The sequence below is a fragment of the Chryseobacterium rhizoplanae genome (assembly GCF_900182655.1).
GTDB classification, from domain to species: domain Bacteria; phylum Bacteroidota; class Bacteroidia; order Flavobacteriales; family Weeksellaceae; genus Chryseobacterium; species Chryseobacterium rhizoplanae.
Genome location: NZ_FXTC01000001.1, coordinates 1139676 through 1164415, shown reverse-complemented (window position 1 = coordinate 1164415; position 24740 = coordinate 1139676). Strand labels below are relative to the sequence as shown.

Sequence of the window (24740 nt, the reverse complement as noted above, 5' to 3'; positions counted from 1 at the left end):
ATGATAGTGCCAATAGGCGATATCATGAATTTTTCCCCCTTTGATCCTCAAATTAAAGTAAAACATTAAAATCTCTGCGTTTAATTTTTTATGACAAAAAAGACTTTGTTATTGTAACAAGACTCATCAGAATAACTACAATTCCTACCACAACAAACATTTTTTTTGTAGGAAGTTTTGCCGTAAGCATCGCCGAAAACGGAGCCGTAAAAATACCACCCAATAAAAGTCCTAAAACAATATTCCAGTGATGAATTCCAATGGTGAAAATAAAAGTTATCGCACTCGTTACAGTTAGTAAAAACTTGGCTACGGTAGAGCTTCCCACGACATAACGGGGAATCCTTCCCTCTTTGATCAGTGTTCCGGTTACCAAAGGTCCCCAGCCGCCACCAGCAAAGGAATCAATAAAACCTCCTGCCAATCCTAATATTCTGAGATTGGTTCTCCGTTTGGTTTTCGCTTGTCCTGATTTTTTATCCTTAAATGCATTTCGTAAGATGTTAATTCCAAGATACAAGGTGTAGCAGGCAATAATAGGCTTTACAATATGAGCATAATGTTCCCCGTAATGAGACAGCGTCAATGCCCCGATAACAGACCCCACAATAGCCAGCGGGAATAATACCCACACCATTTTCTTATTGACATTTCCCAGTTTGTAATGGCTGAAACTTCCTGCTGCTGTGGTAAACGATTCTGCAGAGTGGATGCTCGCACTCACAACAGGCGGTGGAACATTCAGCAGTAAAAGAATGGTGGTACAGATTACTCCATAACCCATTCCCATGGATCCGGCGACAATTTCTGCCATAAAGCCTGCAAACAGCATCCAGTAAAAGATATGGCCGTCTTTGTTCAGAAAATATTGGATGTCATCTGAAAGATTAAACTGATAGACCACAAGTCCAAATAATCCGAAAAGAAGTAAAACACCAATGATGGCAAGGTAAATATTGGCTTTTCTTTGGGCTGTTTTGGTAATATTAATCAGTTTCTCCATTTCCATATCCGGTTTTGAAGAAACTTTTCCGTCAGACAGATATTCTGTAGTGATTTTGTTGAGTTCCTTCACTTTATAATTGAAATCTCCCGTCAGTTTGTTCCGGATATGCTGCATATTATCCAACACATGATCCATTTCGTCAGGAATGGTTTCGGTAAAGGTTTCCCTTAATCTCTTGGCGATAGTCGGAGATTTCCCATTGGTGGAAATCGCAATTTTAAGACTTCCTTTTTTGACAATGGAACCTAAATAAAAGTCACACAGATCAGGCTTGTCAGCAATATTCACCAATACATTTTTCTGCTGGGCTTTTCCCCTGATTTCTCCTGCCAGTTTAATATCATTTACTGCAATAATGGCAAGATCGGCATCATTAAAATCATGTTCATCGTAGGCTCTTTCATGCAGGGTTAGATTAGAAAATTCATGTTGTAAGGCCCTGACTTCAGGAATAATTTCTTTTGCCACCAGTTTGATGAAAGTATCCGGAGAGTTTCCCAGTACGGACTCCAGTTTTTCAAGGGCAACTTTGCCACCGCCGATGATCAGCAGTGACAGGTTTTCAAGTTTTAAAAATATGGGATATAAAGAATTGCTCATCCTGATTACAGTTTTAAGTCATACGTAAAAGCGAGATAATACAGCCCTCCGATTTCAGGGCCAGCTGCATACTGGAAATAACGGCGGTTAAGCAAATTGGTAGCTCCAATTTTAATATTCGCATGAATTTCAGGAAGTTTCCATGTTGCCTGTGCATCGATCGTATAATAAGCTGGAATGGGTCCTGATGCTAAAGGACTTTCCCATGTAAAGCCGCTCTGCCATCTTCCTACAATGGTAAATCCTATGTTTTTGACGATTTCTCTATTTCCCAAACTTACGTTTACCATCCATTTTGGAGTGTTGAATGCAGTGATAAAGAGGTCTGAGGTATTGTTGGATGCAAGATCGTTATAAGAAACATTGGTATTGATATTATAGTTTCCTGTAATATTATACCGGACTCCCAAAGAGGTTCCATAGCTTTTGTAAGTGCTGTTACTGTTGGTATAAACCCTGTATCTGTCCTGTTTACTTCTGTCGAGCATCGCAAGCACGGCTGCATTGCTTCCCACCTGGCTGTTTTTTGGAACTGCCACTTCTACCTGTCCCAGGAATCCTTCGTAGATGTTGTAATAGAAATCCCAGTCAAGCACCAGTTTATTATTGAAAAACACAGACTTATATCCTATTTCAAATGAATTGATTTTTTCCGGCTGTAGCTTTTGTAAACTGGCTACCGTTAAAAGCTGTTTATTATCCTGAGCAGCCTGGCTTTGGGTTTTTCCTGCATCCACATCAGCATTTACCGCTGAGGTGAACCTGTCAATAGAAGCCAGTGTATAAGAATTTTCCAGATAACCTAATCCGTCATTTACTTTTGAAAGACCTCCTACTCTTCTTACATTCCCGTTATTCACGAAAGAAAGTGCTTCAAATAACGAAGGGAAACGATATCCATTCTGGAAAGATGCCCTGAAGTTATGCTCTTTAACAGGAGAATATACCACGCTGATCCTGGGATTCAGCTTTGCTTCAAACTCCGGGTTTCTGTCGATACGTAATGCGGCATTGATTTTTAATTTATCATCAAAGAAAAGCTTGGTAATCTGTGCAAAAGCTCCATATTTCTGATAGATCACATCTTTCCCGAAGGTGCCGTTGGCTAAAGGAATATTTCTTTCACTCACAGGACGGTTGAAATCAACAAAGTTATTTCCATCCGGAGTAATGCTGTACAGTCGGTAATCTACACCAGCCAGAAGGCTGAAAATTTTCACAAATCTGCTGAAATCGTAGGTAAGTTCACCCTGATAAAAGCGGGATTTTTGTTCAAGCTTTGCCCCTCCTGTTGCCGGAGCTCCAGCTACTCCTGCATTGGCTGAATCCCAGTTATTGATTCCGATAATGGTATTTTTTAACTGTTCAAAGGCTGCGGTTCCGGGAACTGCCCTGTTTTTATCGGCTTCCTGCCGGGCTAGAATAAATGCATCATTAAGATTGGTTCCAGCATTTAAGCTGTTCTGAAGAGCAGTCTGAAATATATTTTTCCAGTTGGTATTGGAAAGATTTGTAAGGTCCAGATTGTCTGCCAAAGGTTTCAGGTTATAAGAATCTCCTGTATTTTCTATAGATACATACGCTCTGAAGGTCAATTCTCTTCCTGTCAGTTCTACTTTATGGTTCTGAACCGTAGCGTTCTGTAAACGGATTTTATTTCCTCTCTGGAAAGTTCCGTCCAGCAAACAGTAACGATACACATAAGAAGTTCTCCACTGGTCTCCGAAACGGTAATATAATCCTGCATCGAATTTGATATTCTTCACATCAGGACTCACAAGATCTTTCTCAAGATATCCTGTTCTGGAAACGTTGAATGTAGTAGGTTTACCGTTGTAATCCACTTTTACGGCAACACGGTTGTTTCTTTCGTCACCGTATTTATTCCAAAGATCTTCAGCCGGATTATTGGCCAGTGAAAAATTAGGATTGGCTGTTACCAATGAACCGAAATTCTGATCGGTGAGATCGTTGGAAATCCAGTCTGTTCCGCTGAAATAAGAAGCATTCACCTTCACTGCAAAGTTTTTATTGAATACTTTTGCAAACCGGATGGCACTTTCTCCCAGAGAACTTATTTTATGGTTGACATTATCTACATGATTCACTCCACCGCGGAAATAAACACTTATTCCTTCAGAAGTAAAAGGATCTTTGGTCTGTAAACTCGCCAGTCCGTTAATGGCATTCATTCCGTACAGCGCTGAAGCGGCTCCCGGAGTGACTTCCATCGACTGGATATCCAGTTCTGTGGGCCCTATTGCATTTCCCAATGGTACGCCCAGTGTTGCAGACTGTACATCTACACCGTCTACCAACTGCATAAAACGGAAATTATTGGGCGAATTGAATCCTCTTGAATTTGGAATTTTTAAAGTAAGACTCGACGTTAAAAGCTGTAACCCTTTTACATTTTCCAGGGTTTCATAAAACGATGCTGCCGGACTTTCCCTGATCGTTTTGATATCAATTTTTTCAATAGCGATCGGTGATCTCAATATCTTTTCCGGAACCCTTGAGGCGGAGATCACAACATCATCAATGATGGTGTTCTGAGGATTAAGTCCCACCGTTATTTTGTTGGAAGGCGAAAGGATTTCAACCGTCTGGCTGCTGAACCCGTCTTTCTGAATAACCACTCTGAATGGAATAGTAACCCTTGTTCTGAGCTTAAAATTACCCGATTGATCGGTTAATACGGTGTCCTGTGTATTTTCGATCTGCACTTTTACAGAATCGAGACCTTTATGTGTGCCTGTATTTTTGATACTTCCGCTAAGCTCTATAAGCTGCTGCTGTGCTTCTGCAAGGTTAAAAAATAGAAATGTAAATGCTATAATACCTGCTTTAGGTAGAAAATGTCCCTGCTTTTTGTTTTTCATTTTTCTTCATTTTTTAGGTTGAGAATGAAGCTGTCTGAACTTTTTTACCTTTAATGAAAAGCTTCAATATGGTTTCATATTACAATTGAAGGGCTTAGAATTCCCCTCCTCTGGAGGGGTGGCAAAAATTCAAAGAATTTTTGACGGGGTGGTTTAAGCCGTTAATATAATGCTGAAATTGCCTCGCCTTTGGCTCGCAATGACAGGATGTTGTATTAACTTTTCCTCATGGTTCAAAAAGTTGAAACAGCTTTGTATATATTGTTATTTTGAGAATCAACAACACATACACATTCGTCTGCCTAAAAGAAGGGGTTGATTGTTTTTGTTTTTTTTCAGATCATCATGAAAAGTAACCATATAATTAATTTAAGGTGTGTAAGTAACGGTATGAAAAATCACCAAATGTTTCCTCTGCAAGTCTTTTCTGTACATAAATCGCGAAAAGCTCATCCAGCGTGGCAAGAATCTCTTCTTCCCCTATATTTTCTTTAAACTTTGTATTCAGTCGCATTCCTAAACGGTCTCCTCCGATGTGAAGATTGTATTTTCCGTAGGCTGTTCCTACAAATCCTATTTCCGCATTTGGAGATCTTCCGCAACCGTTAGGACAGCCGGTCATACGGATCGTGATATCTTCTTCCAAAAGACCATATTTTTCAAGGATAGGTTCTATTTTGGTGACCAGAGAAGGAAGATAACGCTGAGCTTCTGCCAAAGCCAATGAACAGGTGTTCAAAGCTACGCAGGCAACAGAATTTTTACGTAAGGCGCTTGCACCGTTTATATAATCAAAGATTCCGTGTTCTTTTAAAATAGCTTCAATTTCAGCTTTATCTTTTTCGTCAATATCAGCCAGAATAAGGTTCTGGTTGCAGGTAAAACGGAAATTGGCTTTACCAGTCTGTGCGATTTTTAATAACCCTGATTTTAAAGGATATTCAGCTGTATTAAGGATTCTTCCGTGCTCTACAAATACGGTATAAAACCATTTCCCTTCATGATTCTGAATCCAGCCATAACGGTCTTTTCTCTGTTCAAACTTAAATTCACGGGCCGGTTCAAAACTGAATCCCGTTCTTTTTTCTACTTCAGCTCTGTATTGGTCGATACCCAATTTATCAATCGTATATTTTAATCTTGATAATTTTCGGTCGCTTCTGTTTCCAAAGTCTCTTTGAACCGTGATGATTTCGTAGACGGCCTTCAATACTTTTTCTTCCGTATCCACAAATCCAAGGATGGAGGCGAGACGGGCATACGTGGCTTCATTTCCGTGAGTAGCTCCTAATCCTCCTCCGGCAGCAATATTGTAACCCACTATTTTATCATTCTCAATGATAGCGATCAATGCAATATCATTGATAAATACATCTACATCGTTATTGGGCGGAACAGCAATTCCTATTTTCAGTTTTCTTGGAAGGTATCTGTCCTGATATAATGGATCTTCTTCTGCTTTACGGTCAATCAAAAGCTCGTCATCAATCCAGATATCGTAGTAAGATTTGGTTTTTGGAAGACACATTTCACTGATTTTCCCTGCCAGTTCGTAAGCTTCCTGCTGTAAAGGGGATTCTGAAGGATTGGCGGTACAGGTTACATTTCTGTTGACATCTCCACAGGCTGCAATAGAATCCAGATGCTGCAGATTGAAGCTCTGAATGATAGGTCTTAAATGCGATTTTAAGATACCATGCAGCTGAATGGTTTGTCTTGTGGTTACTTTGATGGTTCCTGTTGAGTGATCTTCAGCTGTTTCATTCAATCCTACCCATTGTTCCGGAGTTAAAAAGCCGCCGGGAAGTCTTAATCTGATCATATAAGAATACAGCCATTCCAGTTTTTTGGAGACACGTTCTTCCCTTCGGTCTCTGTCGTCTTGCTGGTACATTCCATGGAATTTGATCAAAGTTTGGTCATCTTCCCGGATAGCTCCGGTAAATTGATCAGCAAGGCTCTCTTTTAAAGATCCTCTGAGCCCGTTACTGCTGGTTTTAATCCTTTCTACCGGTGAAAGGTTTTCTTTATCGTTGTTCATAAATGTTTCCTTTAATTTTTTACGAATACTTCTTTACTCCGTTTAATAAACATCTTTGGCATATCTGCCGTCAAGCTCCATTTCTTCCAGATAGTTTACAGCATCTTCTTTGCTGCGTTTTCCTTCATTCTGAATAATGGTCAGAAGTGTTTGTTCCACATCACGGGCCATCGGTTCTTTAGCGCCACATACGTATACTGACGCGCCTCCTTCCAGCCAGTAAAATACTTCCTGAGCTTTTTGCTCCAGCCTGTGCTGAACATATATCTTTTCATTTGTATCCCTGGAAAAAGCAAGATCTAAATGAGTTAAACTGCCTGTTTTAAGGAAATCCTGGAGTTCAGCCTGGTAGAGAAAATCTGAAACGAAATTCCTGTCCCCGAAAAACAGCCAGTTTCTTCCTTCTGCCCCGGTTGCATCACGTTCCCAAAGAAAAGACCTGAAAGGCGCAATACCTGTTCCCGGTCCTATCATAATGATGTCTTTATTGGCTTCAGGAAGTTTGAAGTGTCCTGCATCCTGAATATAAAATTCCACCTCTTCCCCTTCTTTGAATTCACTCAGAAAACCACTGCATAACCCGTTGTGTTTCTGATGATCAATAAAGAATTCTGATTTCGCAACGGTAATATGAATTTCCGCGTCACCATGAGCTTCCAGAGAGGATGATATGGAGTAAAGACGCGGTGCCTGAGCGGTTACTATCTGTAAGATTTCTTCAAATTCATCTGCATTTTTTACGGGATAAATTCTGAGGAGATCGAGAAGGCTGAGTCTCACTTCCGGGATGGAATGTCCTGTTATTTTCGCATACTGAGCAACAACGGATTTAAGTAAATAACTGATGTTAAGGTGTTTGTGTAAGAGTACTTCAACAGAAGCTGTAACCTTAGCTGTTTCTATCTGTTTCTGAGGATCAATTCCTGTCAGTGTAATAATTTCATCCACTACAGATTTTGAATTGAATGGAATAATTCCCAGCGCTGCTCCTGGTTGATAGGCAAGTGCTCCTTCTGTTTCAATTTCAATATGATACGTTTCTTTTTCAGAAGTAATATCGTTCAGATTGATGATGGCCGAAACTTTCCCCCAGTATTTCTTTCTTCCGGTAGAAACCTTTGGTACTACAACATTTTTTGGACTCTGATCAGTATTTTTATTGACTGTTTCAAATACATGCTCTATCCAGTGTGAAGCTTCCTTTTCATAATCTATATCACACTTTTTCAATGGAATAATGCGCTGGGCACCTAATATTTCAAAACGTGAATCTACATCTTCTCCGGTTTGGCAGAACAGCGGATAACTGCTGTCTCCCAAGGCCAGTACTCCATATTTCAGTCCGCTTAGATCAATTTCATTCTCATGAATATAATCGTAGAATTTTTTGGCAAGAGCTGGCGGTTCTCCTTCTCCCTGAGTGCTGATTACAATGAAAAAGAATTCTTCTTTAGCCAGATCTTTAGGCTTGTATTGAGAAAGGTCAGCAAGTTTAACCTGAAGTCCTTTTTTCTTCACAATACCTGCCAGTGCTGTAGCCAGTTTTTTACTGTTTCCGGTTTCTGTTCCGTATGCCAGAGTTATCTTTTTTACAGCATTTTGAGTGCTGTTATTGAGTTGCTGTGGCGGTAGAACGGCGGTCAGTGAAGTTCCTCCGGCAATACCTGCAAGATATCCGCTTGCCCAGATGGCTTCATCCCTGGAAAGGTCTCCGGAGATTTGTTTTAATACATTTAATTTTGTTTCAGACAGCATATTCAAAGAAATTTTGAGTTGTAGGGATTAGACTTCCGTTTTCCACCGATTTGAAGTAAAGACCTTCCTGTTCTGCATTTTCAAGCCATGAAAAGTCTTCATGGAGATTAACAATCTTACCTACCACAACCAAAGAAGGTGATGCGAAGGTTTTGTCCCCGAATTTTTCGTTAAAATCATCAAAAGATGAAGTATATACCTTTTGATAAGGCGTTGTAGCCTGTTCAATGACCGCAATTTTTTTATCACTTGAAATCCCTAGCTGTATAAACTTTTCTACAAGAGGAGTAAGATTTCCTTTGGACATGTAGAAAACAAGAGTATCATTGGTGTAAGTAAGTTCTTCCCAGTATTCTTCAGTTACAATATCTGATTTATAATAGGTCAGAAAACGAACTGATGTAGAATATCCTCTTGCCGTTAAAGGCATCCCTGCAAATGCTGCTGCTCCTAAAGCTGCTGTAATTCCCGGGATGATCTCGTAAGGAATATGATTTTGTTTTAAAGCCTGCAGTTCGTCCAGAATATTGGAGAATATGGAAACATCTCCTCCTTTCAGCCTTACAATAGTTTTGTTCTGACGGGCATATTCCACCATCAAAGTATTGATATGAGACTGAGGGGTGGATGCATTTTTGCTGCATTCTTTTCCTACATAGATGATTTCTGTATTTCCATTGACGTAGGATTCCAGAATCTCAGGACTTACAAGGCGGTCACATAAAATGACGTCTGCTTCTGCAATCGCTTTTACTGCTTTTACAGTGATCAGTTCAGGGTTGCCGGGCCCTGCACCGATAAGGAATACCTTTGGTGATTTTATATTTGTTTTCATTGAAGTAGATGTTATTTAAGGATTTAGAAGAGTCCTTCCACAGACAGATACCTTTCTCCGGTATCGTAATTGATCGTCAGGATTTTAGCGTTAGGTGGTATTTCAGGTAAATGTTTTGCGATGGCTGCTAAAGCGGCTCCGGTGGAAACTCCCACAAAAAGGCCTTCTTTTTTCGCGGCATTGAGGGCGTACTCATAGGCTTCTTCCTTCCCTACGGTAATCACTCCGTCTAAAAGAGTAATATCCAGAATGGAAGGAACAAATCCAGCTCCTAGTCCTTGTAGTGGGTGTGGTGCCGGGCTTCCTCCGCTTAAAACAGGAGATAGTTCCGGTTCTACAGCGAATACTTTTACGTTTGGATATTTTTCTTTTACAGCTTTTGCAATTCCGGTGATGTGTCCTCCGGTTCCTACTCCGGTAATGATGTAGTCAAGGCCGTCAGGGAAGTCTTTTAAAATTTCCTGAGCAGTCGTTTCTACATGAACTTTTACATTGGCAGGGTTATCAAACTGTCTTGGAATCCATGAATTAGGTGTTTCTTCCGCAAGCTCATTCGCTTTTTCAATGGCGCCTTTCATCCCCTTTTCTCTTGGAGTAAGCACGAATTCTGCTCCGTAAGCTTCCATGATTTTACGGCGTTCTATACTCATGCTTTCCGGCATGACAAGAATGAGTTTGTATCCTTTTACAGCTGCTACCAGGGCCAGACCTATTCCTGTATTTCCGCTGGTAGGTTCTATAATGGTGCTGTTCTTATTTAATAATCCTTTGGCTTCTGCATCTTCAATCATCGCCAGTCCGATTCTGTCTTTAATGCTTCCTCCAGGGTTGCTTTTTTCAAGTTTAATCCAAATTTCGTGATCTGAATTGAATAATTTATTAATTTTTACGACGGGAGTATTTCCAATCGTTTCTAATGCGTTCTGAAATCTCATATCTTTATTTTTTTGTTTTTTTAAATGACAAAGGTTAATGATTCCGGTAATGAAGTATTATCCTTTATTTTTATTTCACTTTTATGATAAACCAGCGAATTGGCAGGAACATCCTGTGTTATCCAAACATTTCCTCCGATAATGCTTTCTCTGCCTATGGTAGTTTCGCCTCCCAAAATGGTTGCTCCAGAATAGATAATCACATCATCTTCAATATTGGGATGCCTTTTCTGATGGGCTTTTTCCTTGGAAACATTCAAGGCTCCGAGGGTCACTCCCTGATAGATTTTGACATTATTTCCAATGACTGTTGTCTCCCCGATCACAATTCCTGTCCCATGGTCAATAAAAAAAGACTTTCCGATGGTAGCTCCCGGGTGAATATCAATTCCTGTTTTGCTGTGGGCATACTCTGAAATGACGCGTGGTACGATTTTCACTTTCTGACTCCACAACTGATGTGAAATGCGATAAACATAAGTGGCAAAAAAGCCGGGATATGCCAGATAGACTTCTTCCAGAGAATCGGCCGCAGGATCAAATTCTACAATAGATTTTGCGTCCAGTACCAACTGATCGTAAAGGTTCGGCAGAGATTCAAAAAACTGGTTTACCTGTTTCTCAGTACTGTCCTGACCTCCTGTTACAGCATTGATCTGTTCTGAAAGAGTTTCCTGCAGCGCTTTAAAATTTCTTTTCAGCTGATCTTCAGTATTGTCATTCTGGGGAAGGAAAAGTGTTTCATACAAATCCTTAACCCATCTTTTGGTCTTTATTTTATCAAAGAATCCATGATTACTATTTTGTTTGGTCTGATGAATTCTTTCTATTAAGTGATCGGAAATTGCCATTTTTTTATTGAATTATACAGGCTGCTACCGTTGAATTGGACGTTTCATCCACCAAAATGGCAGAGCCCGTTGTTTTATTATGGGTAAAGCTGTCATAGACCAAAGGCTGTGCCGTTCGAAGGGTAACTTTTACTATTTCGTTCAGTTTAATTTCACTATCTGCCTGTTCCTGGATCAGCGTGTTAACATTGATCTTGTAATCTACCTCTTTGACAATTGCTTTCACAAGTCTGCTGTTCTGCTGCAGAAGGTATTTATTCCCTGGTTGTAAAGGTTTCTGATCAAGCCAGCATAAGAGAACTTCAAGGTCTTTTTCAACGGCCGGAATCTGTTCTTCCGTAACAAAAATATCTCCTCTGCTGACATCTAAATCATGGGCAAGATGGATCACTGCAGGCTGTCCTTCAAAAGCTTCCTCTTTTTCAATACCATTGATCTCAATTTTAGTAATTTCAGTGGTCAGATCTGCCGGAAGAATATGGATTTTTTCTCCTTTTGTGAATTTTCCACTTAATATTTGTCCGGCGTATCCTCTGTAATCATGCAGTTCTTCAGTCTGAGGACGAATTACATATTGAACCTGAAAACGGCTTCCATTATTTTTTTCTTCATTCAGTGTTACTTCTTCAAGATATTCAAGAAGTGAATTTCCTTTGTACCAATCTGTTCTGGAGGATTTTGAAACAATATTATCTCCTTTCAGTGCAGAGATCGGAAAATAAGTGACATCGTTTAATCCCAGATTTTCTGCAATTTTTGAATATTCAGATTTGATAGATTCAAAAACTTCTTCCGAATAATCCACCATATCCATTTTATTGATGGCTACAGCTACTTTCTTTAATTGTAATAAAGAAGCGATGATGGAATGCCTTCTGGTCTGTTCAATCACGCCTTTTCTTGCATCGATCAGAATGACCATCAGATCAGAATTGGATGCTCCGGTAATCATATTACGCGTATACTGTACGTGGCCGGGTGCATCAGCGATGATAAATTTTCTTTTTGCCGTTGAAAAATAACGGTAGGCAACATCAATGGTGATTCCCTGCTCTCTTTCTGCGCGAAGACCATCCGTTAAAAGGGCAAGGTCTACTCCGTCTTCATTTTTGTTTTTGGAATGTTTTTCAAGGACTTCCAACTGGTCCTGTAAAATACTTTTGCTATCGTAAAGCAGTCTGCCGATAAGGGTACTTTTACCGTCATCTACGCTTCCTGCTGTTATAAATCTTAATATATCCATCCGATTTTTATTATAAATAATGAGTAATGGGCAATGAGCAATGTTTTGCTATTAAGAAGTAAAGTTGTCTATTCTATTACTTATGACTCATTGCTGATTGCTTATCTAAAAGTAGCCTCCTTTTTTTCGGTCTTCCATTGCTGCTTCTGTCACTCTGTCGTCAATTCTTGTTTCCCCCCGCTCTGAAATTCTGGTCGCTACAATTTCTTCAATTACGGCATCTATTGTCACTGCATTGGATTCTACTGCAGCGGTACAGGTCATGTCTCCAACGGTACGGTAGCGTATTTTTTTGGTAGTGATGATGTCTTCAGGTTCTAATACAACATGTGAAGAATTGGCAAGCCACTGTCCGTTAAAATCTACCACTTCCCTTTCATGCGAGAAATAAATAGAAGGAAGTTCAATTTTTTCTCTTCGGATATAATTCCAGATATCAAGCTCTGTCCAGTTGCTGATAGGGAAAACTCTTACATTTTCTCCTTTGTGGATTTTCCCGTTAAAGATATTCCACAGTTCAGGACGCTGCAGTTTAGGATCCCATTGTCCGAATTCATCACGCACTGAAAATATTCTTTCCTTGGCGCGGGCTTTTTCTTCATCTCTTCTGGCTCCTCCGATACAGGCATCAAATTCAAATTCTTCAATCGTGTCAAGAAGAGTGTAGGTTTGCAGCCAGTTTCTGCTTGGGAATTTACCTTTAGCCTCGGTTAGTTTTTTACTTTTTATAGTATCTTCTACTTTTCTTACTGCCAGATTAACATCTAACTGCTTTACCAGCTGATCACGGAATTCCAAGACTTCCGGAAAGTTGTGCCCGGTGTCCACATGAACAAATGTGAACGGGATTTTCCCGTGAAAAAATGCTTTTCTTGCCAGGTGAGCCAGCACAATACTGTCTTTCCCGCCACTGAATAATAAAGCCGGACGTTCAAATTGGCCTGCTACTTCTCTTAATATATAAATAGATTCGGCTTCTAACTGATCTAAATAGTTTAACTGCTGTATTGACATGTTTTTCTTTTTTATTGATGAATATGCAGACCGCATTCTTTTTTGTTGGCATCTTCCCACCACCATCGGCCTGCCCTGAAATCTTCGTCTTCTTTGATTGCTCTGGTACAGGGTTCACATCCTATGCTTACAAATCCTTTCTTGTGAAGGTGATTGTAAGGTAAATGATGATTTTTCACGTATTCTGTCACCTGTTCTGTTGTCCAGTGAAGGATGGGATGAAATTTGATGATCTTATTATCCTGATCCCATTCCAGCTGGGGCATATTCTGCCGGTTTGGAGAATGCTCGGATCTAAGACCGGTAATCCATACTTTATAACTTTCCAGTGCTTTTTTTAATGGATTAACCTTACGGATGGTACAGCACGCTTTCCTTTTTTCAACTGACTGATAGAATGAATCAGGCCCGTTTTCTGTTACAAATTCTCTTAGCTCTTCCATATCCGGATAATAAGCTTTGATGTTCTTTTTAAAGAAAGCTTTTGTGGAAGTCCAGGTTTCGTAGGTCTGCTCAAAAAGTCTTCCTGTATCCAGGGTGAAAATTTCAATATTTAAATCTTTTATCAGATGAGTGATCACCTGATCTTCGTAACTGAAGCTGGTTGAAAAGATCACTTTATCCGGAAATCTTTCAGCCAGTAATTGCAGTCCATTAGTTTGAAAAGAAGCTTCAGTAGCTTCTCTCAAAAGGTTTTCGTATTCATTTCTCAGACTGTTTTCCATTTTGAATTGAAATTTAAGTCCTGCAAATATATATAAAATTCTATAACTCCTATCAAAATAGTAGAATTTAAATAAAAAATTTTTATTCTTTAGTAATGAATTTAGTCAGAGTAGCCTCCATCATGCTTGTTCTTGTCTTTTCACGAACGATCATTAATTCTTTTCTCAGGTAACAGACTGCTTCATCCACACAATCATCACAGGCTTCGTAAAAGTTTAAAGAGACACATGGGGTTAATGCAATTGGGCCGTCAAAAATGCGGTAAATATCTGCTAATGAGACTTCATCGGGCGATTTTAGTAAATAATACCCTCCTACTTTACCCTGTTTACTGTTGACAAGTTTGGCTCTTTTAAGTTCAAGAAGGATTTGTTCAAGAAATTTTTTGGGGATGTTCTCGTCTTGTGCAATAACAGAGGTTGGCAGAAAGCCCTGGTTATAATTCCTTGCTAATCTGACCATTGCTTTAAGCGCGTATTTGCAACGTTTTGACATCATAATTTCTGCAAGTTATGATAAATATCTGATAAATGAAATGTTTTCTGTGGAAGGCTTTGATGTAATTCATTCACAAAAGGGACGTTGACAGTGAATGTTGGAAACCACCCCGTCAAAAATTCTTTGAATTTTCGCCACCCCTCCAAAGGAGGGGCATTTGTGAGTTCCAGTTCTAAGGATCAGGATCTGTTACTATTTTTGTAATATAAAGTAAGCCAGTTCCCTATCTTCCCGTTTTAGGTTTTCAATTCTTTTAAAGTTGTTGTTCAGAAGAACTTTCTGAGAACCTATATTATCAAGATCGGTTACTGCAACGATATCTTTCTGATGATTTAATGATAAACAATACTCAACAAGGGCTTTGCAAACCTCAGTTCCAAGACCTTTTCCCCAGTAATTTTCTGCTAAAGTATATCCTATTTCCAGCTGGTCCGGATTATCAAGGAAGATTCTGGCCAGGCACATTCCCACAAAACCGTTATTCTGAGTGTCGAATATTCCCCATCTGCTGAATGGTCCTGTTTCATAGTCTGAGAGTGCTTTGTCAAACATTTCTTTATATTCTTCAGGAGTTTTGTAAGGCAGATAGCGGGTAACATTCTCATTTTCAAAAAGAGTGGAAAACAAAGGAAATTCTTCAGGTGTAAATTCACGGATGATGATGGTGTTGTTTTTATAATGCATTGGAATTGTAATTACAGAATAAAAGTACACAAATAAACCAGAAACTGAACCTATATAATAAAAAATTGGGCTTACAATGAAGCCCAATTAACTGCATATGAATACTAAGCTATTATTCATATTTCTGAGAAAAGTGTTTTGCTATTTAAAAAGTTTATATCAAGAATGCAGCTTGTTCGTTTCCAAACTGACAGTTAGCATTTGATCCTATTTTTTAATGAATTTTTGGGAAGATTTCCCTAAAGAAGTTTCAATATCAATTACATAAGTTCCGCTTAGGAAGTGTTTAACATCAACCTTCTCACCCGTAACTTTAGCATTCATTTTTCTTCCAAACATATCATAAACAGAAATTGACTTAATTTCCCCTTTTGTTTTAATATTTAATACATCAGAAACCGGATTTGGATAGATAGAAGTTTCTGGGTTTATTGTATCAACGTCTGCAGTGGATAATGGTAATGCACAAGGTGTTGTAATACTGCCATTTGGTTGTGTATTGTATCCAAACGCAGTTACAGAATAACCTGAGCCATTGGCCCCAACAGTCAGTTTGAAATAGCCGTTAATATTGTAGCCCTCGAATTGGTTTCTAAAACCAACATAAGCGGTTTGGCCAGACCAGTTAGTGTATGTAGGGGTGTACACGTCAAGTTGTCCGGGAGTCCCAATTGGGTACCCTATATTATTTGCATTCGTTATAGTGGTGCAGGCTGGAATTAAACTGATATTTCGTGTTCCTGTTTGGCAGACTAATCCTTTCCAATAGGTTTCCAATTTTAATTGATTGGCTCCATAGTACCAGGCGCCATACCCTGCATCATCACTAAGCTCCGGGTTAATGATGAAATATTTCCAGGTTGCCCCGGAGTTGGTGGTTACTGTTGTTGGTGTTGGGTTGGCATAACTTTCCAGAGGAGTTCCTGTAACTATTTTATAGGGATCTTTGTAAGAAAAAGTTAATGCCAGAGCTGTCGTTGATCCTAATGAAGTTACGCCTCCTGTTATAGCCGGATTTAGAAACGTAATTGATGAATTCAGGACCTGACTTTTAGGATGGCTGGTTGCCGCACCATTTATGGTAAGTGTAGCAGTAGTAGGGCTTGTAACCGCTATAGCTGCTGTTAGCCCTGCTGGTAATGAAGAAGTGAAATGTGTTCCTGCAGTAAGAGTTGTTCCATTGGGTACGGCAAATGTTGCTCCTTTTAGCGTAATTGTTGATGTAGGGACAGATGCTACTGTTCCATCTAATGATACGCCTCCATTATTGTTTAAGTTCTCTGTAAATGTACTGTTGCTAAGGGTTAATCTAGGCGGGGTATTGGCAACTCCGGTTGCGGCTAAGTTGGCAGGCTGCCATAAATTCATTCGCGAAGGATGGTTTAATGCTGCCAGCATTCTGTTAACTTGTCCATTGGTAAACATTTTATAACAACCGGAAGAACCATTGTATCCCATATAGTTTTCAACGTTTACTTTTTGTCCAAGACAATTGTTTCCAGCTGAACATCCTAATCCGGAAGAAGTATTTTCTACAGGGGTGTCAGCAACTCCATCACCATCATTAGTTGGGTTTGCAGTTGAACATGGAACATTAAACGTGTGTTGAAGATTTAACCAATGCCCGAATTCGTGAGTAAATGTATCGGAAAACTCGTTTGAAGCCACTGTTCCTGCAGCATTAAATATATAACGTCCATTATAAACAACTCTGGCTGTATTTACTGAAGTCATGTATGAATCCGGATACCAGGCAACTCCTGATTGATATAAATCTTTATTAGCATACAGATCATTTTGTATATACACATTCATATACTTTGTATTATCCCATGCATCTGCACCAATTTGTGCATCATACCCGCCTCCATTGCCATATCCACCTTTGAAAGGATGAAATACCACTCCGCTTGTTGCTTTTCCGGTTGGATCAATTTTAGCTAATCGAAATTCAATGCTTAATGCTGATCTGATAGATTGGAAATCAGGATCCACAGTATTTGAATCCGTGTTAATTCCATTGAAATTTAAGTTGATTTGTTCCAGTAAGTCAACTACTTTTTGGTAATTTACTTTTACATTACTTTGAGATTCTCCATACACATGAAAAACCACAGGGATGATGTAGGTTGGATTGTTGATCCTATTATTCAATGGAGTTTTGTTTGATTCCATTTTTTTTACAAAATCTTTGGTGAATTTTTCAAAATTTTCATATTCAGCCTTAGATTCAGGATGCAGTTCAAAATGTTTTTTCATCATTTCATCTGCTTTACACTCATGAGGTCTGTTTTCCTGAGCAAAACCTATTATTGGAAATAGGGAAGCAAGTAGTAGTAATTTAAATTTTTTCATGATTTTTGGATTTGGTTGTTAATAAATTATTTGAATACTTAAATGGTTTTAGGCATAATTTTGTGTGTGTTATGTGATGTTTTTTAATTAAATCTTTCAGGGTTGAATATCTTTATCTCAACCGTTGGCTTTTGGTCATTGGCAAGTTCTGAAACTATTTTTCCAAAAATAGGTCCTAAACTTAAACCCATCATACCACCGCCGCCTGCGATAATCAGGTTTTTGAGTTTGGAAGACTGTCCCAGATAAGGCAGCCCATCCGGAGCACAGGGTCTGTAGCCGAACCAGATTTCAGGTTCTTTGGGTTTTTCAATCTGAAAGTCAGGTAAATATTGAGGAATAGACCTGATGATCCCTTCTACCCTTTTCATATTAATTGTATCATGATGGGAAGCCAGTTCCATCGTTCCACCGAAGCGGATCTGCCCATTCATCGGAGTTACTGCAACTCTGGCTTCAAGTAATAAAGCTGCATGCTCTAAGGTATTAAGAGGATTTTCCGGTTTATGCATAAATGAATATCCTTTTCCGGGCATTAACTGAATTTTGATTCCTGCCTTCTGAGCCAGTTCAGGGAGAAATGAGCCTCCGGTCATGACGAAACGGTCTGCTGTAAACTTTTTATCATTGGCAATTATGGCTTTAATCCTATTTCCTGATTTTTCAAACCCGGTTACTTTGTGATGAGTATGAAAAGTGACACCATTCTTTTTAAGATAAGAGATCATCTGTTTCATCAGTTTCATCGGATTCATATGGCCGTCACATTTATAATTGATCCCTCCGATAACATCCAATTGAACATTGGGTTCGAGTTCCTGAATATCTTTTTTATCCAGAATATCAACGGGTAAACCCATCTTGGTTGCTTTGTGCGCAAGCTCTATCTCTTCTTCTGCAACTTTCTCTGTTTTATAAAGCATTAAAATACCATTCTTATTAAGCTCAAAATCAAATTCATCCTTTGAGGCAATCTCGTTGTAGAGGATGCTGCTCGCCAGATTAAGGTCTCTGATGGCTGTTGCTGAGCGATCCACATGCTTTTGGTTGGAGTGTTTTAAGAATTTTATCCCCCAGGAAAACAGGTCAGAACTCAATGAAGGCTTTACATAAAACGGACTTTTGCTATCAAACATCCAGCGGATTCCTTGTGCCACAACACCTGGTGCCGCTAACGGAGTAAAGTGGCTGGGTACAATCATTCCTGCATTGCCATAAGAACAATTGTTGGAAAGATCGTTCTGTTCCAGAATTTCTACACTCCAGCCTTTCTCTACAAGGTAATAGGCGGAGCTTAAACCTGCTATTCCTGCACCAATAATGAGTGCTTTTCCTTTATTCTGTGTCATATGTTTGTTTACATAACCTGAAATCCCTGCCAGTAAGGATCTTCATCATCAATAATAATATGATTATAACCGGTGATTCTTGCCCAGCCTTCTACTGAAGGGATAATTGCCGGTTTTCCGCCAACAGTAGCCGTTCCTTCAATTCTCCCGATAAACTGGGATCCGATATAGCTTTCATGGATAAACTCTTCGCCTTCTTTTAATTTTCCTTTAGCATACCATTGAGCCATTCTTGCAGAGGTACCTGTTCCACATGGTGAACGGTCCAAGGCATTCTCTCCCACTAAAACAGCATTTCGCCCGCTTGCTTCAGGATCTGTAGGGTTTCCTGTCCATTGAATATGGCTTAATCCGGTAATATGTTCATTCTCAGGATGAATAAATTCATACTTGTCATTGAGTAATTTTCTGATAATCTTTCCATAATGAATAAGCTGGCTGGCTGTAAAATCAGAAATATCTCTGAAATTTTCCTGAGGATCTATAATCGCATAGAAGTTCCCTCCATAAGCTACATCCGCTTTTATTACTCCGAGATCCGGACAATCAACTTCCAGATTTTCAGCATACAGAAAGGATTTTACGTTGGTCAGTTTTACAGAAGTTACTTTTTTGCCTTCCTGTACATAATCAATAAGAATAAGTCCTGCAGGTGTTTCAAGGCGCAGTTTTCCGGGAATTTTAGGAAAAATAAGACCTTCTTCTATGGCAATTGTTACTGTACCTATCGTTCCGTGCCCGCACATGGGAAGACATCCGCTGGTTTCAATATATAAAACTCCGATATCGTTTTCTTCGTCAAAAGGCGGATACAAAATACTTCCACTCATCATATCATGGCCACGGGGTTCAAACATGAGCCCTTTCCGGATCCAGTCGTATTCTTTCATAAAATGAAGGCGACGTTCCATCATGGATTTTCCTTTTAGAATAGGACCTCCTCCTGCTACAAGACGTACAGGGCAGCCACAGGTGTGTGAATCTATACAAAAGAATGTTCTGTTCATGTGGTTTGTAATTTTAATGATTCTGAATTGACTTCTCCATCTACTATTCTGCTGATCTGTAACGGATTTTCATTCTTCAGCTCTTCAGGTAAAAATTCATCCGGCCAGTTTTGGAAAGAAACAGGACGGATAAATCTCCTGACAGCATCCGGTCCTACGGAGGTAAAACGGGAATCAGTAGTGGAAGGAAAAGGGCCTCCATGGTGCATGGCATAAACAACTTCTACTCCTGTAGGCATTCCGTTGAATAGTAATCTTCCACATTTATCCTTCAGAAGATTGATCAGCGTAAGGTTATTCCGGGCATCTTCATCGGTAGCAGCTATGGTAATTGTTAATTGTCCTTTCAATTGTTGAGCAATTTCCATCATTTCTTGCTGGGTTTCACAAGTTACAATGATCCCAAAAGGTCCGAATACCTCTTCACTCAGCACAGGATTTTTTATAAAGTTTTGGGCGCTGGTTTCTATTACCATAGCACCTCCCTGCCATTCATCAATTTCTGTATCTGCTGTTGCAAGAATATATACTTCCGGCTGTTCTGCTGCAATGGTTTTATGTTTTTCAAAACTTTCATAGATTCCTTTGTGAAGCATCTTTGCGGGAACCGTTTCCTGAATTCCGTTTTTCAGGGTATCGATAAAACGGTCCAGAGCTTCTCCTTTAAGAGCAATGCATACTCCCGGATTGGTACAGAATTGTCCCACTCCTAATGTTAAGGATGAAAGATATTCTTTAGCGAACGCTTCTGCTCTGTTTTCAAGCAAATCCGGCAGGGCAAATACAGGATTGATGCTGCCCATTTCTGCAAAAACGGGAATGGGATCTTTACGATGGTGTGCCATATCGAACAAAGCTTTTCCTCCGGTAAATGAACCTGTAAACGCAACGGCTCGGATCTCTTGATGCTGAACCAAATAAGCCCCGATATCATAGGATGTTCCGGTAATATGGCTAAAGATTCCTTCAGGCCATCCAAATTCTTTCACAGCAGCTGTTATGGTATCAGCCATTAATTGAGAAACCTTAGGGTGTGCCGGATGCGCTTTTACAATAACAGGACAGCCTGCTCCAATGGCACTCGCCGTATCACCACCCGCTGTAGAAAAAGCAAAGGGAAAATTACTTGCCCCGAAAACAACCACAGGTCCTATGCCTACATTGTATTTTCTGAGGTCTCCTTTTTGCTTGTCAGGCTGAGCAAGATCAATCCTCGGTTCTGCATATATTCCTGTGGCTACAGCTTTTGCATAGCTTCTCCATTGTCCTGCGGTTCTTGCCTTTTCTCCGGTAAGTCTGGCTAAAGGCAGTGAGGTTTCAGTATGGGCCGTTGTCAGAAGTTCTTCTCCCAATGCTTCAATCTGATCAGCAACTGTGTTCATAAAAGCCGCCCGTTCTTTTACAGTGGTATTTTTAAGAAACTGATAGGCATCGGCAGCCATCTGAATTCTCCTATCAATATTTTCTTTTGATGCTTCTTCAATCATATTTGTTTTTCTGGAGTTAATAGTATCGGGCGGTTGGCTATACCTTCTTCAATAATTTTTTGAATTCTTTCAGCTTCCTCCCCATGAAGTTCAAGACGCGGAGCTCTTACATAAGGACTGCTTATCCCTTCCGCTGTAGCAGCCAGCTTGATGTACTGAATAAGCTTTGGGTGAATATCAAGTTCCAGTAATGGCATAAACCATCTGTAGATTGCTACAGCTTTGTCATATTTACCTGCTTTAACGGAGTTGTACATTGCCATAGTTTCATTAGGGAAAGCGTCTACAAGACCGGCTACAAGGCCATCTGCACCAAGCATCAGGGTTTCCAGGCAAATGGTATCTACCCCGCCAAGAATTTTTATTCTTTTTCCAAAACGATTAATCATTCTGGTTACATTCGCGAGATCTCTTGTAGATTCTTTAACAGCCTGAATAGTTGGACAGTCAATAAGCTCCTCAAACATTTCTAGGGTGACGTATATTCCGTAATCTACAGGGTTGTTATAAATGAGGATAGGAAGATCTGTAGCAGCTGCTACTGCTTTAAAATATTCTACCACTTCACGGCTGTCTGCTTTATACCGCATAGGAGGAAGCAGCATAAGTCCGTCAGCACCCCATTCCTTAGCTTTTTGAGCGAATTGTACCGCATTTTTGGTTGTATTTTCAGAAAGATTAAGAATAACCGGAATTCTTCCCTGTATTATCTTTTTTGCATATTTCAGCAACTCAAATTTTTCTTCAGTTTCCAGTGCACTGGCTTCCCCTAATGTTCCTGCAAGGATAATTCCATGAACGCCTGCTTTAATCTGGGTTTCTGTATTGAGAGCAAACATTTCAAAGTCTATCTCACCTTCTTTGGTAAAAGGAGTTAATACAGCAGGATAAATACCTTCCCAGTTTAGTTTTGTACTCATATCAAATAATATTTATTCAAAACTAAGTGAATTTTATAACGGTAAATGTTAATATTTTAATGTATTCTAACCGTATTTTAACATGTGATTATTCGTGGTCTGTAGTAGCCTCTTTATAATGCTTCAGATATTCATTTGGAGAGTACTTCATGATGGATTTAAATACCCGGTTAAAGTTCGTAAGACTGGTGAACCCGCTGTTAAAAGCAACGGAAGAAATGTTGTACATGCTGCTGGAGGTTAATAATCTACAGGCTCTCTGCACTCGTAATTCATTAAGATATTGAATATAGGTAATTCTGGTACGTTTTTTAAAAGATCTGCAAAATGCCTGTGGAGTCATACAAGCTTCTTTCGCAATCAGATCAAGGGTGAGTTTCTGCTGGGCAAAATTCTTCTTAATAAAGGTTTGGGCATCTATAATTCTTTGATCATAATCTGAAATGTGATTGGGCAGATTCTTTTCTGAAGATAAGGGAATATGCAGATGCCTGTTTTGCATAAGATGGTTTAAAATCCTGATAAAATCTATGACCTGCTCTACTCCTTCTGTTTTTTGTAAGGCTGCAATGTTTTCCCCGATACTTATTTTTAATTTAGGGGCGACCTGGAAACCGACTTCTGAATGGGCTATAAAATTTTTAAGTTCTCCAAATTCCGGTAAGTCAAAAAATGCAGCGATCTTTTTATATGGATCAAAAAATATAGAGATGGAATGAACTTTTTGTTTTTCATCCTTATCAAAATTACCCCGGAAGACGTGTGATTGGTTAGCTCCCAGATAGAAAATATCACCAGCCTCAAAATTAAAGAGATTTTGTTCTATGGCCAGTGTTCCATGTCCTTTAAGAATCCACATGATCTGGGTTTCCGTATGCCGATGGAAGTAAGGATAAAAATTGGGCATTATATCTTCCTGAATACGGATACTTTTGTTGGTGTCAGCAGGGACTGAAAACTGAAGACTCTTCATAGAACCAATATTTTGATGTAAAAGGTTAAAATATGACCGAATTTAAGCAAAATATGAACACTGGATATCATATTAAAATCCAAACTTTACATTATTCTTTATTTTAGTAAATAAAGAGCGGTCAATAGTACAAAATCGTAACTTTAAAGCTTTAAATTAAAAAGTATTCATAATATGTTTTCAACACAAACCTACCAAGATAGAAGAGCCGTTTTACAAAGTAATGTATCGGGCGGAATTTTATTGTTTCTGGGAAATATAGAGAATCCTGTGAATTTTGAACACAATCCTTATTATTTCCGTCAGGACAGTACCTATTTATATTATTTCGGAATCCAGGAACCCCATATTGCGGGCATTATTGATATTGATGAGAATAAGACCATTATTTTCGGAGATGAATTAAGTATAGATGATATCGTATGGATGGGCAGACAGGAAACCCTGAAAGAAAAAAGTCTGAAATCCGGAGTACAGGAAACCATGCCGTATGCAGAACTTGCCCAATATATTCTAAAAGCACAGACTTCCGGCAGAAAGGTACATTATCTTCCTCCGTATCAGTCTTTCAATAAAATTTTACTTGCCGATCTTCTTGGTCTTAAAATAGCTGCATTACAGCCTTCTGCAGAGATGATTAAAGCCATTGTGAAGCAGCGTTCTATAAAAGAGTCTCAGGAAATAGTGCAGATAGAACAGGCAGTGAATGTATCCAATGAAATGCATTTGCTGGCAATGCGGACTGCAAAACCGGGCATTAAAGAATATGAAATAGCCAATGCCATTCAATACCTGGCTGCCAATAAAGAATGTCAGATGTCTTATCCTCCGATTGTAACCATAAACGGAGGAATTCTGCATAATCATTATCGCCTCAATACTTTGAAAGAGGGAGATCTTTTCCTTAATGATTCTGGAGCGGAAACGGCAATGGGATATGCGGGCGACCTTACCAGAACATTTCCTGTGAGCAAAACTTTTAGTACAAAACAAAAGGAAATGTATGAAGTGGTTCTGAATGCTTTTAATAATGCACAACAACTTCTGAAACCGGGTGTTAGATTCAAGGATATTCATTTGAAAGCTTCTCAGCATCTTGTGGAAGGTCTTATTGATCTTGGATTGATGAAAGGAAATCCTGAAGAAGCGGTAAAAAACCATGCCCATACCCTATTTTTCCAATGCGGATTGGGACATATGATGGGACTTGATGTACATGATATGGAAGATCTCGGAGAGCAATACATTGGCTATACCGAAGAAGAACCAAAAGATACCAAAACATTCGGCCTTAAATCTTTACGTTTAGGAAAGGCTCTTGAGTCCGGATTTGTAGTAACGGTTGAACCCGGTATTTATATGATCCCGGAACTGATAGATATCTGGCAGGCTGAAAATAAAAATGCAGATTTTATCAATTACGATACAGTTAATGAATACCGAAATTTTGGAGGAATCCGTGTGGAAGATGATTTCCTGATTACAGATGACGGATACAGGCTTCTTGGGAACGGATTAATAAAAACAGTTGAAGAAATTGAGAATTACAGAGCTGAACACTTAGCTTAATCCATACTAA

At 39.3% G+C, this 24740-nt stretch carries 19 protein-coding genes; 1 reads left to right on the top strand and 18 read right to left on the bottom strand.

Annotated features, from left to right (window positions below):
* Positions 1-88 precede the first annotated feature (88 nt).
* From FN817_RS05095 to FN817_RS05010, 18 genes are all read right to left on the bottom strand, one after another.
* Positions 89-1606: a TSUP family transporter gene (locus FN817_RS05095; protein WP_142716999.1), complete on the bottom strand. Its 1518-nt coding sequence runs from the start codon at positions 1604-1606 to the stop codon at positions 89-91.
* Between the two features lie 5 nt (positions 1607-1611).
* On the bottom strand, positions 1612-4488 hold the full coding sequence (locus FN817_RS05090) for a TonB-dependent receptor (protein ID WP_142716998.1): 2877 nt from the start codon (positions 4486-4488) through the stop codon (positions 1612-1614).
* Positions 4489-4852: 364 nt separating this feature from the next.
* Positions 4853-6529 carry an NADPH-dependent assimilatory sulfite reductase hemoprotein subunit gene (locus FN817_RS05085; protein WP_142716997.1) on the bottom strand — a complete coding sequence of 559 codons (1677 nt, stop codon included), beginning with the start codon at positions 6527-6529 and terminating at the stop codon, positions 4853-4855.
* Between the two features lie 42 nt (positions 6530-6571).
* Positions 6572-8284 (bottom strand): diflavin oxidoreductase, encoded by a 1713-nt coding sequence (locus FN817_RS05080; RefSeq protein WP_142716996.1) that lies wholly within the window; start codon positions 8282-8284, stop codon positions 6572-6574.
* Positions 8274-9119 (bottom strand): uroporphyrinogen-III C-methyltransferase, encoded by an 846-nt coding sequence (gene cobA / locus FN817_RS05075; RefSeq protein ID WP_142716995.1) that lies wholly within the window; start codon positions 9117-9119, stop codon positions 8274-8276. The genes FN817_RS05080 and cobA overlap by 11 nt, the downstream gene beginning before the upstream one ends.
* A gap of 23 nt (positions 9120-9142) precedes the next feature.
* Positions 9143-10054, bottom strand: coding sequence for a cysteine synthase A (gene cysK / locus FN817_RS05070; RefSeq protein ID WP_142716994.1), 912 nt, complete (start codon positions 10052-10054; stop codon positions 9143-9145).
* A gap of 20 nt (positions 10055-10074) precedes the next feature.
* Positions 10075-10905: a serine O-acetyltransferase EpsC gene (gene epsC / locus FN817_RS05065; protein WP_142716993.1), complete on the bottom strand. Its 831-nt coding sequence runs from the start codon at positions 10903-10905 to the stop codon at positions 10075-10077.
* 4 nt (positions 10906-10909) lie between these two features.
* On the bottom strand, positions 10910-12148 hold the full coding sequence (locus FN817_RS05060) for a sulfate adenylyltransferase subunit 1 (RefSeq protein ID WP_142716992.1): 1239 nt from the start codon (positions 12146-12148) through the stop codon (positions 10910-10912).
* A 105-nt stretch (positions 12149-12253) separates the two neighbouring features.
* Positions 12254-13162, bottom strand: a complete 909-nt coding sequence (gene cysD, locus FN817_RS05055; protein ID WP_262712095.1) for a sulfate adenylyltransferase subunit CysD — start codon at positions 13160-13162, stop codon at positions 12254-12256.
* 11 nt (positions 13163-13173) lie between these two features.
* Positions 13174-13887 carry a phosphoadenylyl-sulfate reductase gene (locus FN817_RS05050; RefSeq protein ID WP_142716990.1) on the bottom strand — a complete coding sequence of 238 codons (714 nt, stop codon included), beginning with the start codon at positions 13885-13887 and terminating at the stop codon, positions 13174-13176.
* Between the two features lie 82 nt (positions 13888-13969).
* On the bottom strand, positions 13970-14386 hold the full coding sequence (locus FN817_RS05045) for an RrF2 family transcriptional regulator (RefSeq protein ID WP_081983596.1): 417 nt from the start codon (positions 14384-14386) through the stop codon (positions 13970-13972).
* A 192-nt stretch (positions 14387-14578) separates the two neighbouring features.
* A complete protein-coding gene (locus FN817_RS05040; protein WP_142716989.1) occupies positions 14579-15070 on the bottom strand; it encodes a GNAT family N-acetyltransferase in 492 nt (163 codons plus the stop codon).
* Positions 15071-15277: 207 nt separating this feature from the next.
* On the bottom strand, positions 15278-17425 hold the full coding sequence (locus FN817_RS05035) for a M43 family zinc metalloprotease (RefSeq protein WP_142716988.1): 2148 nt from the start codon (positions 17423-17425) through the stop codon (positions 15278-15280).
* An 83-nt stretch (positions 17426-17508) separates the two neighbouring features.
* Entirely contained in the window at positions 17509-18774 is a 1266-nt protein-coding gene (locus FN817_RS05030; RefSeq protein ID WP_142716987.1) for an NAD(P)/FAD-dependent oxidoreductase, read from the bottom strand.
* An 8-nt stretch (positions 18775-18782) separates the two neighbouring features.
* Complete coding sequence (locus FN817_RS05025) at positions 18783-19781, bottom strand: 4-hydroxyproline epimerase (RefSeq protein WP_142716986.1); 999 nt, start codon at positions 19779-19781, stop codon at positions 18783-18785.
* Complete coding sequence (locus FN817_RS05020; RefSeq protein WP_142716985.1) at positions 19778-21268, bottom strand: aldehyde dehydrogenase (NADP(+)); 1491 nt, start codon at positions 21266-21268, stop codon at positions 19778-19780. Before FN817_RS05020 ends, FN817_RS05025 begins: the two co-directional genes overlap by 4 nt.
* On the bottom strand, positions 21265-22188 hold the full coding sequence (locus tag FN817_RS05015) for a dihydrodipicolinate synthase family protein (protein ID WP_142716984.1): 924 nt from the start codon (positions 22186-22188) through the stop codon (positions 21265-21267). The genes FN817_RS05020 and FN817_RS05015 overlap by 4 nt, the downstream gene beginning before the upstream one ends.
* 88 nt (positions 22189-22276) lie before the next feature.
* Positions 22277-23161, bottom strand: coding sequence for a helix-turn-helix domain-containing protein (locus tag FN817_RS05010; RefSeq protein ID WP_142716983.1), 885 nt, complete (start codon positions 23159-23161; stop codon positions 22277-22279).
* A gap of 174 nt (positions 23162-23335) precedes the next feature.
* Here FN817_RS05010 and FN817_RS05005 point away from each other — a divergent pair, with 174 nt between their 5' ends.
* A complete protein-coding gene (locus FN817_RS05005) occupies positions 23336-24730 on the top strand; it encodes an aminopeptidase P family protein (protein WP_142716982.1) in 1395 nt (464 codons plus the stop codon).
* Positions 24731-24740: the final 10 nt, after the last annotated feature.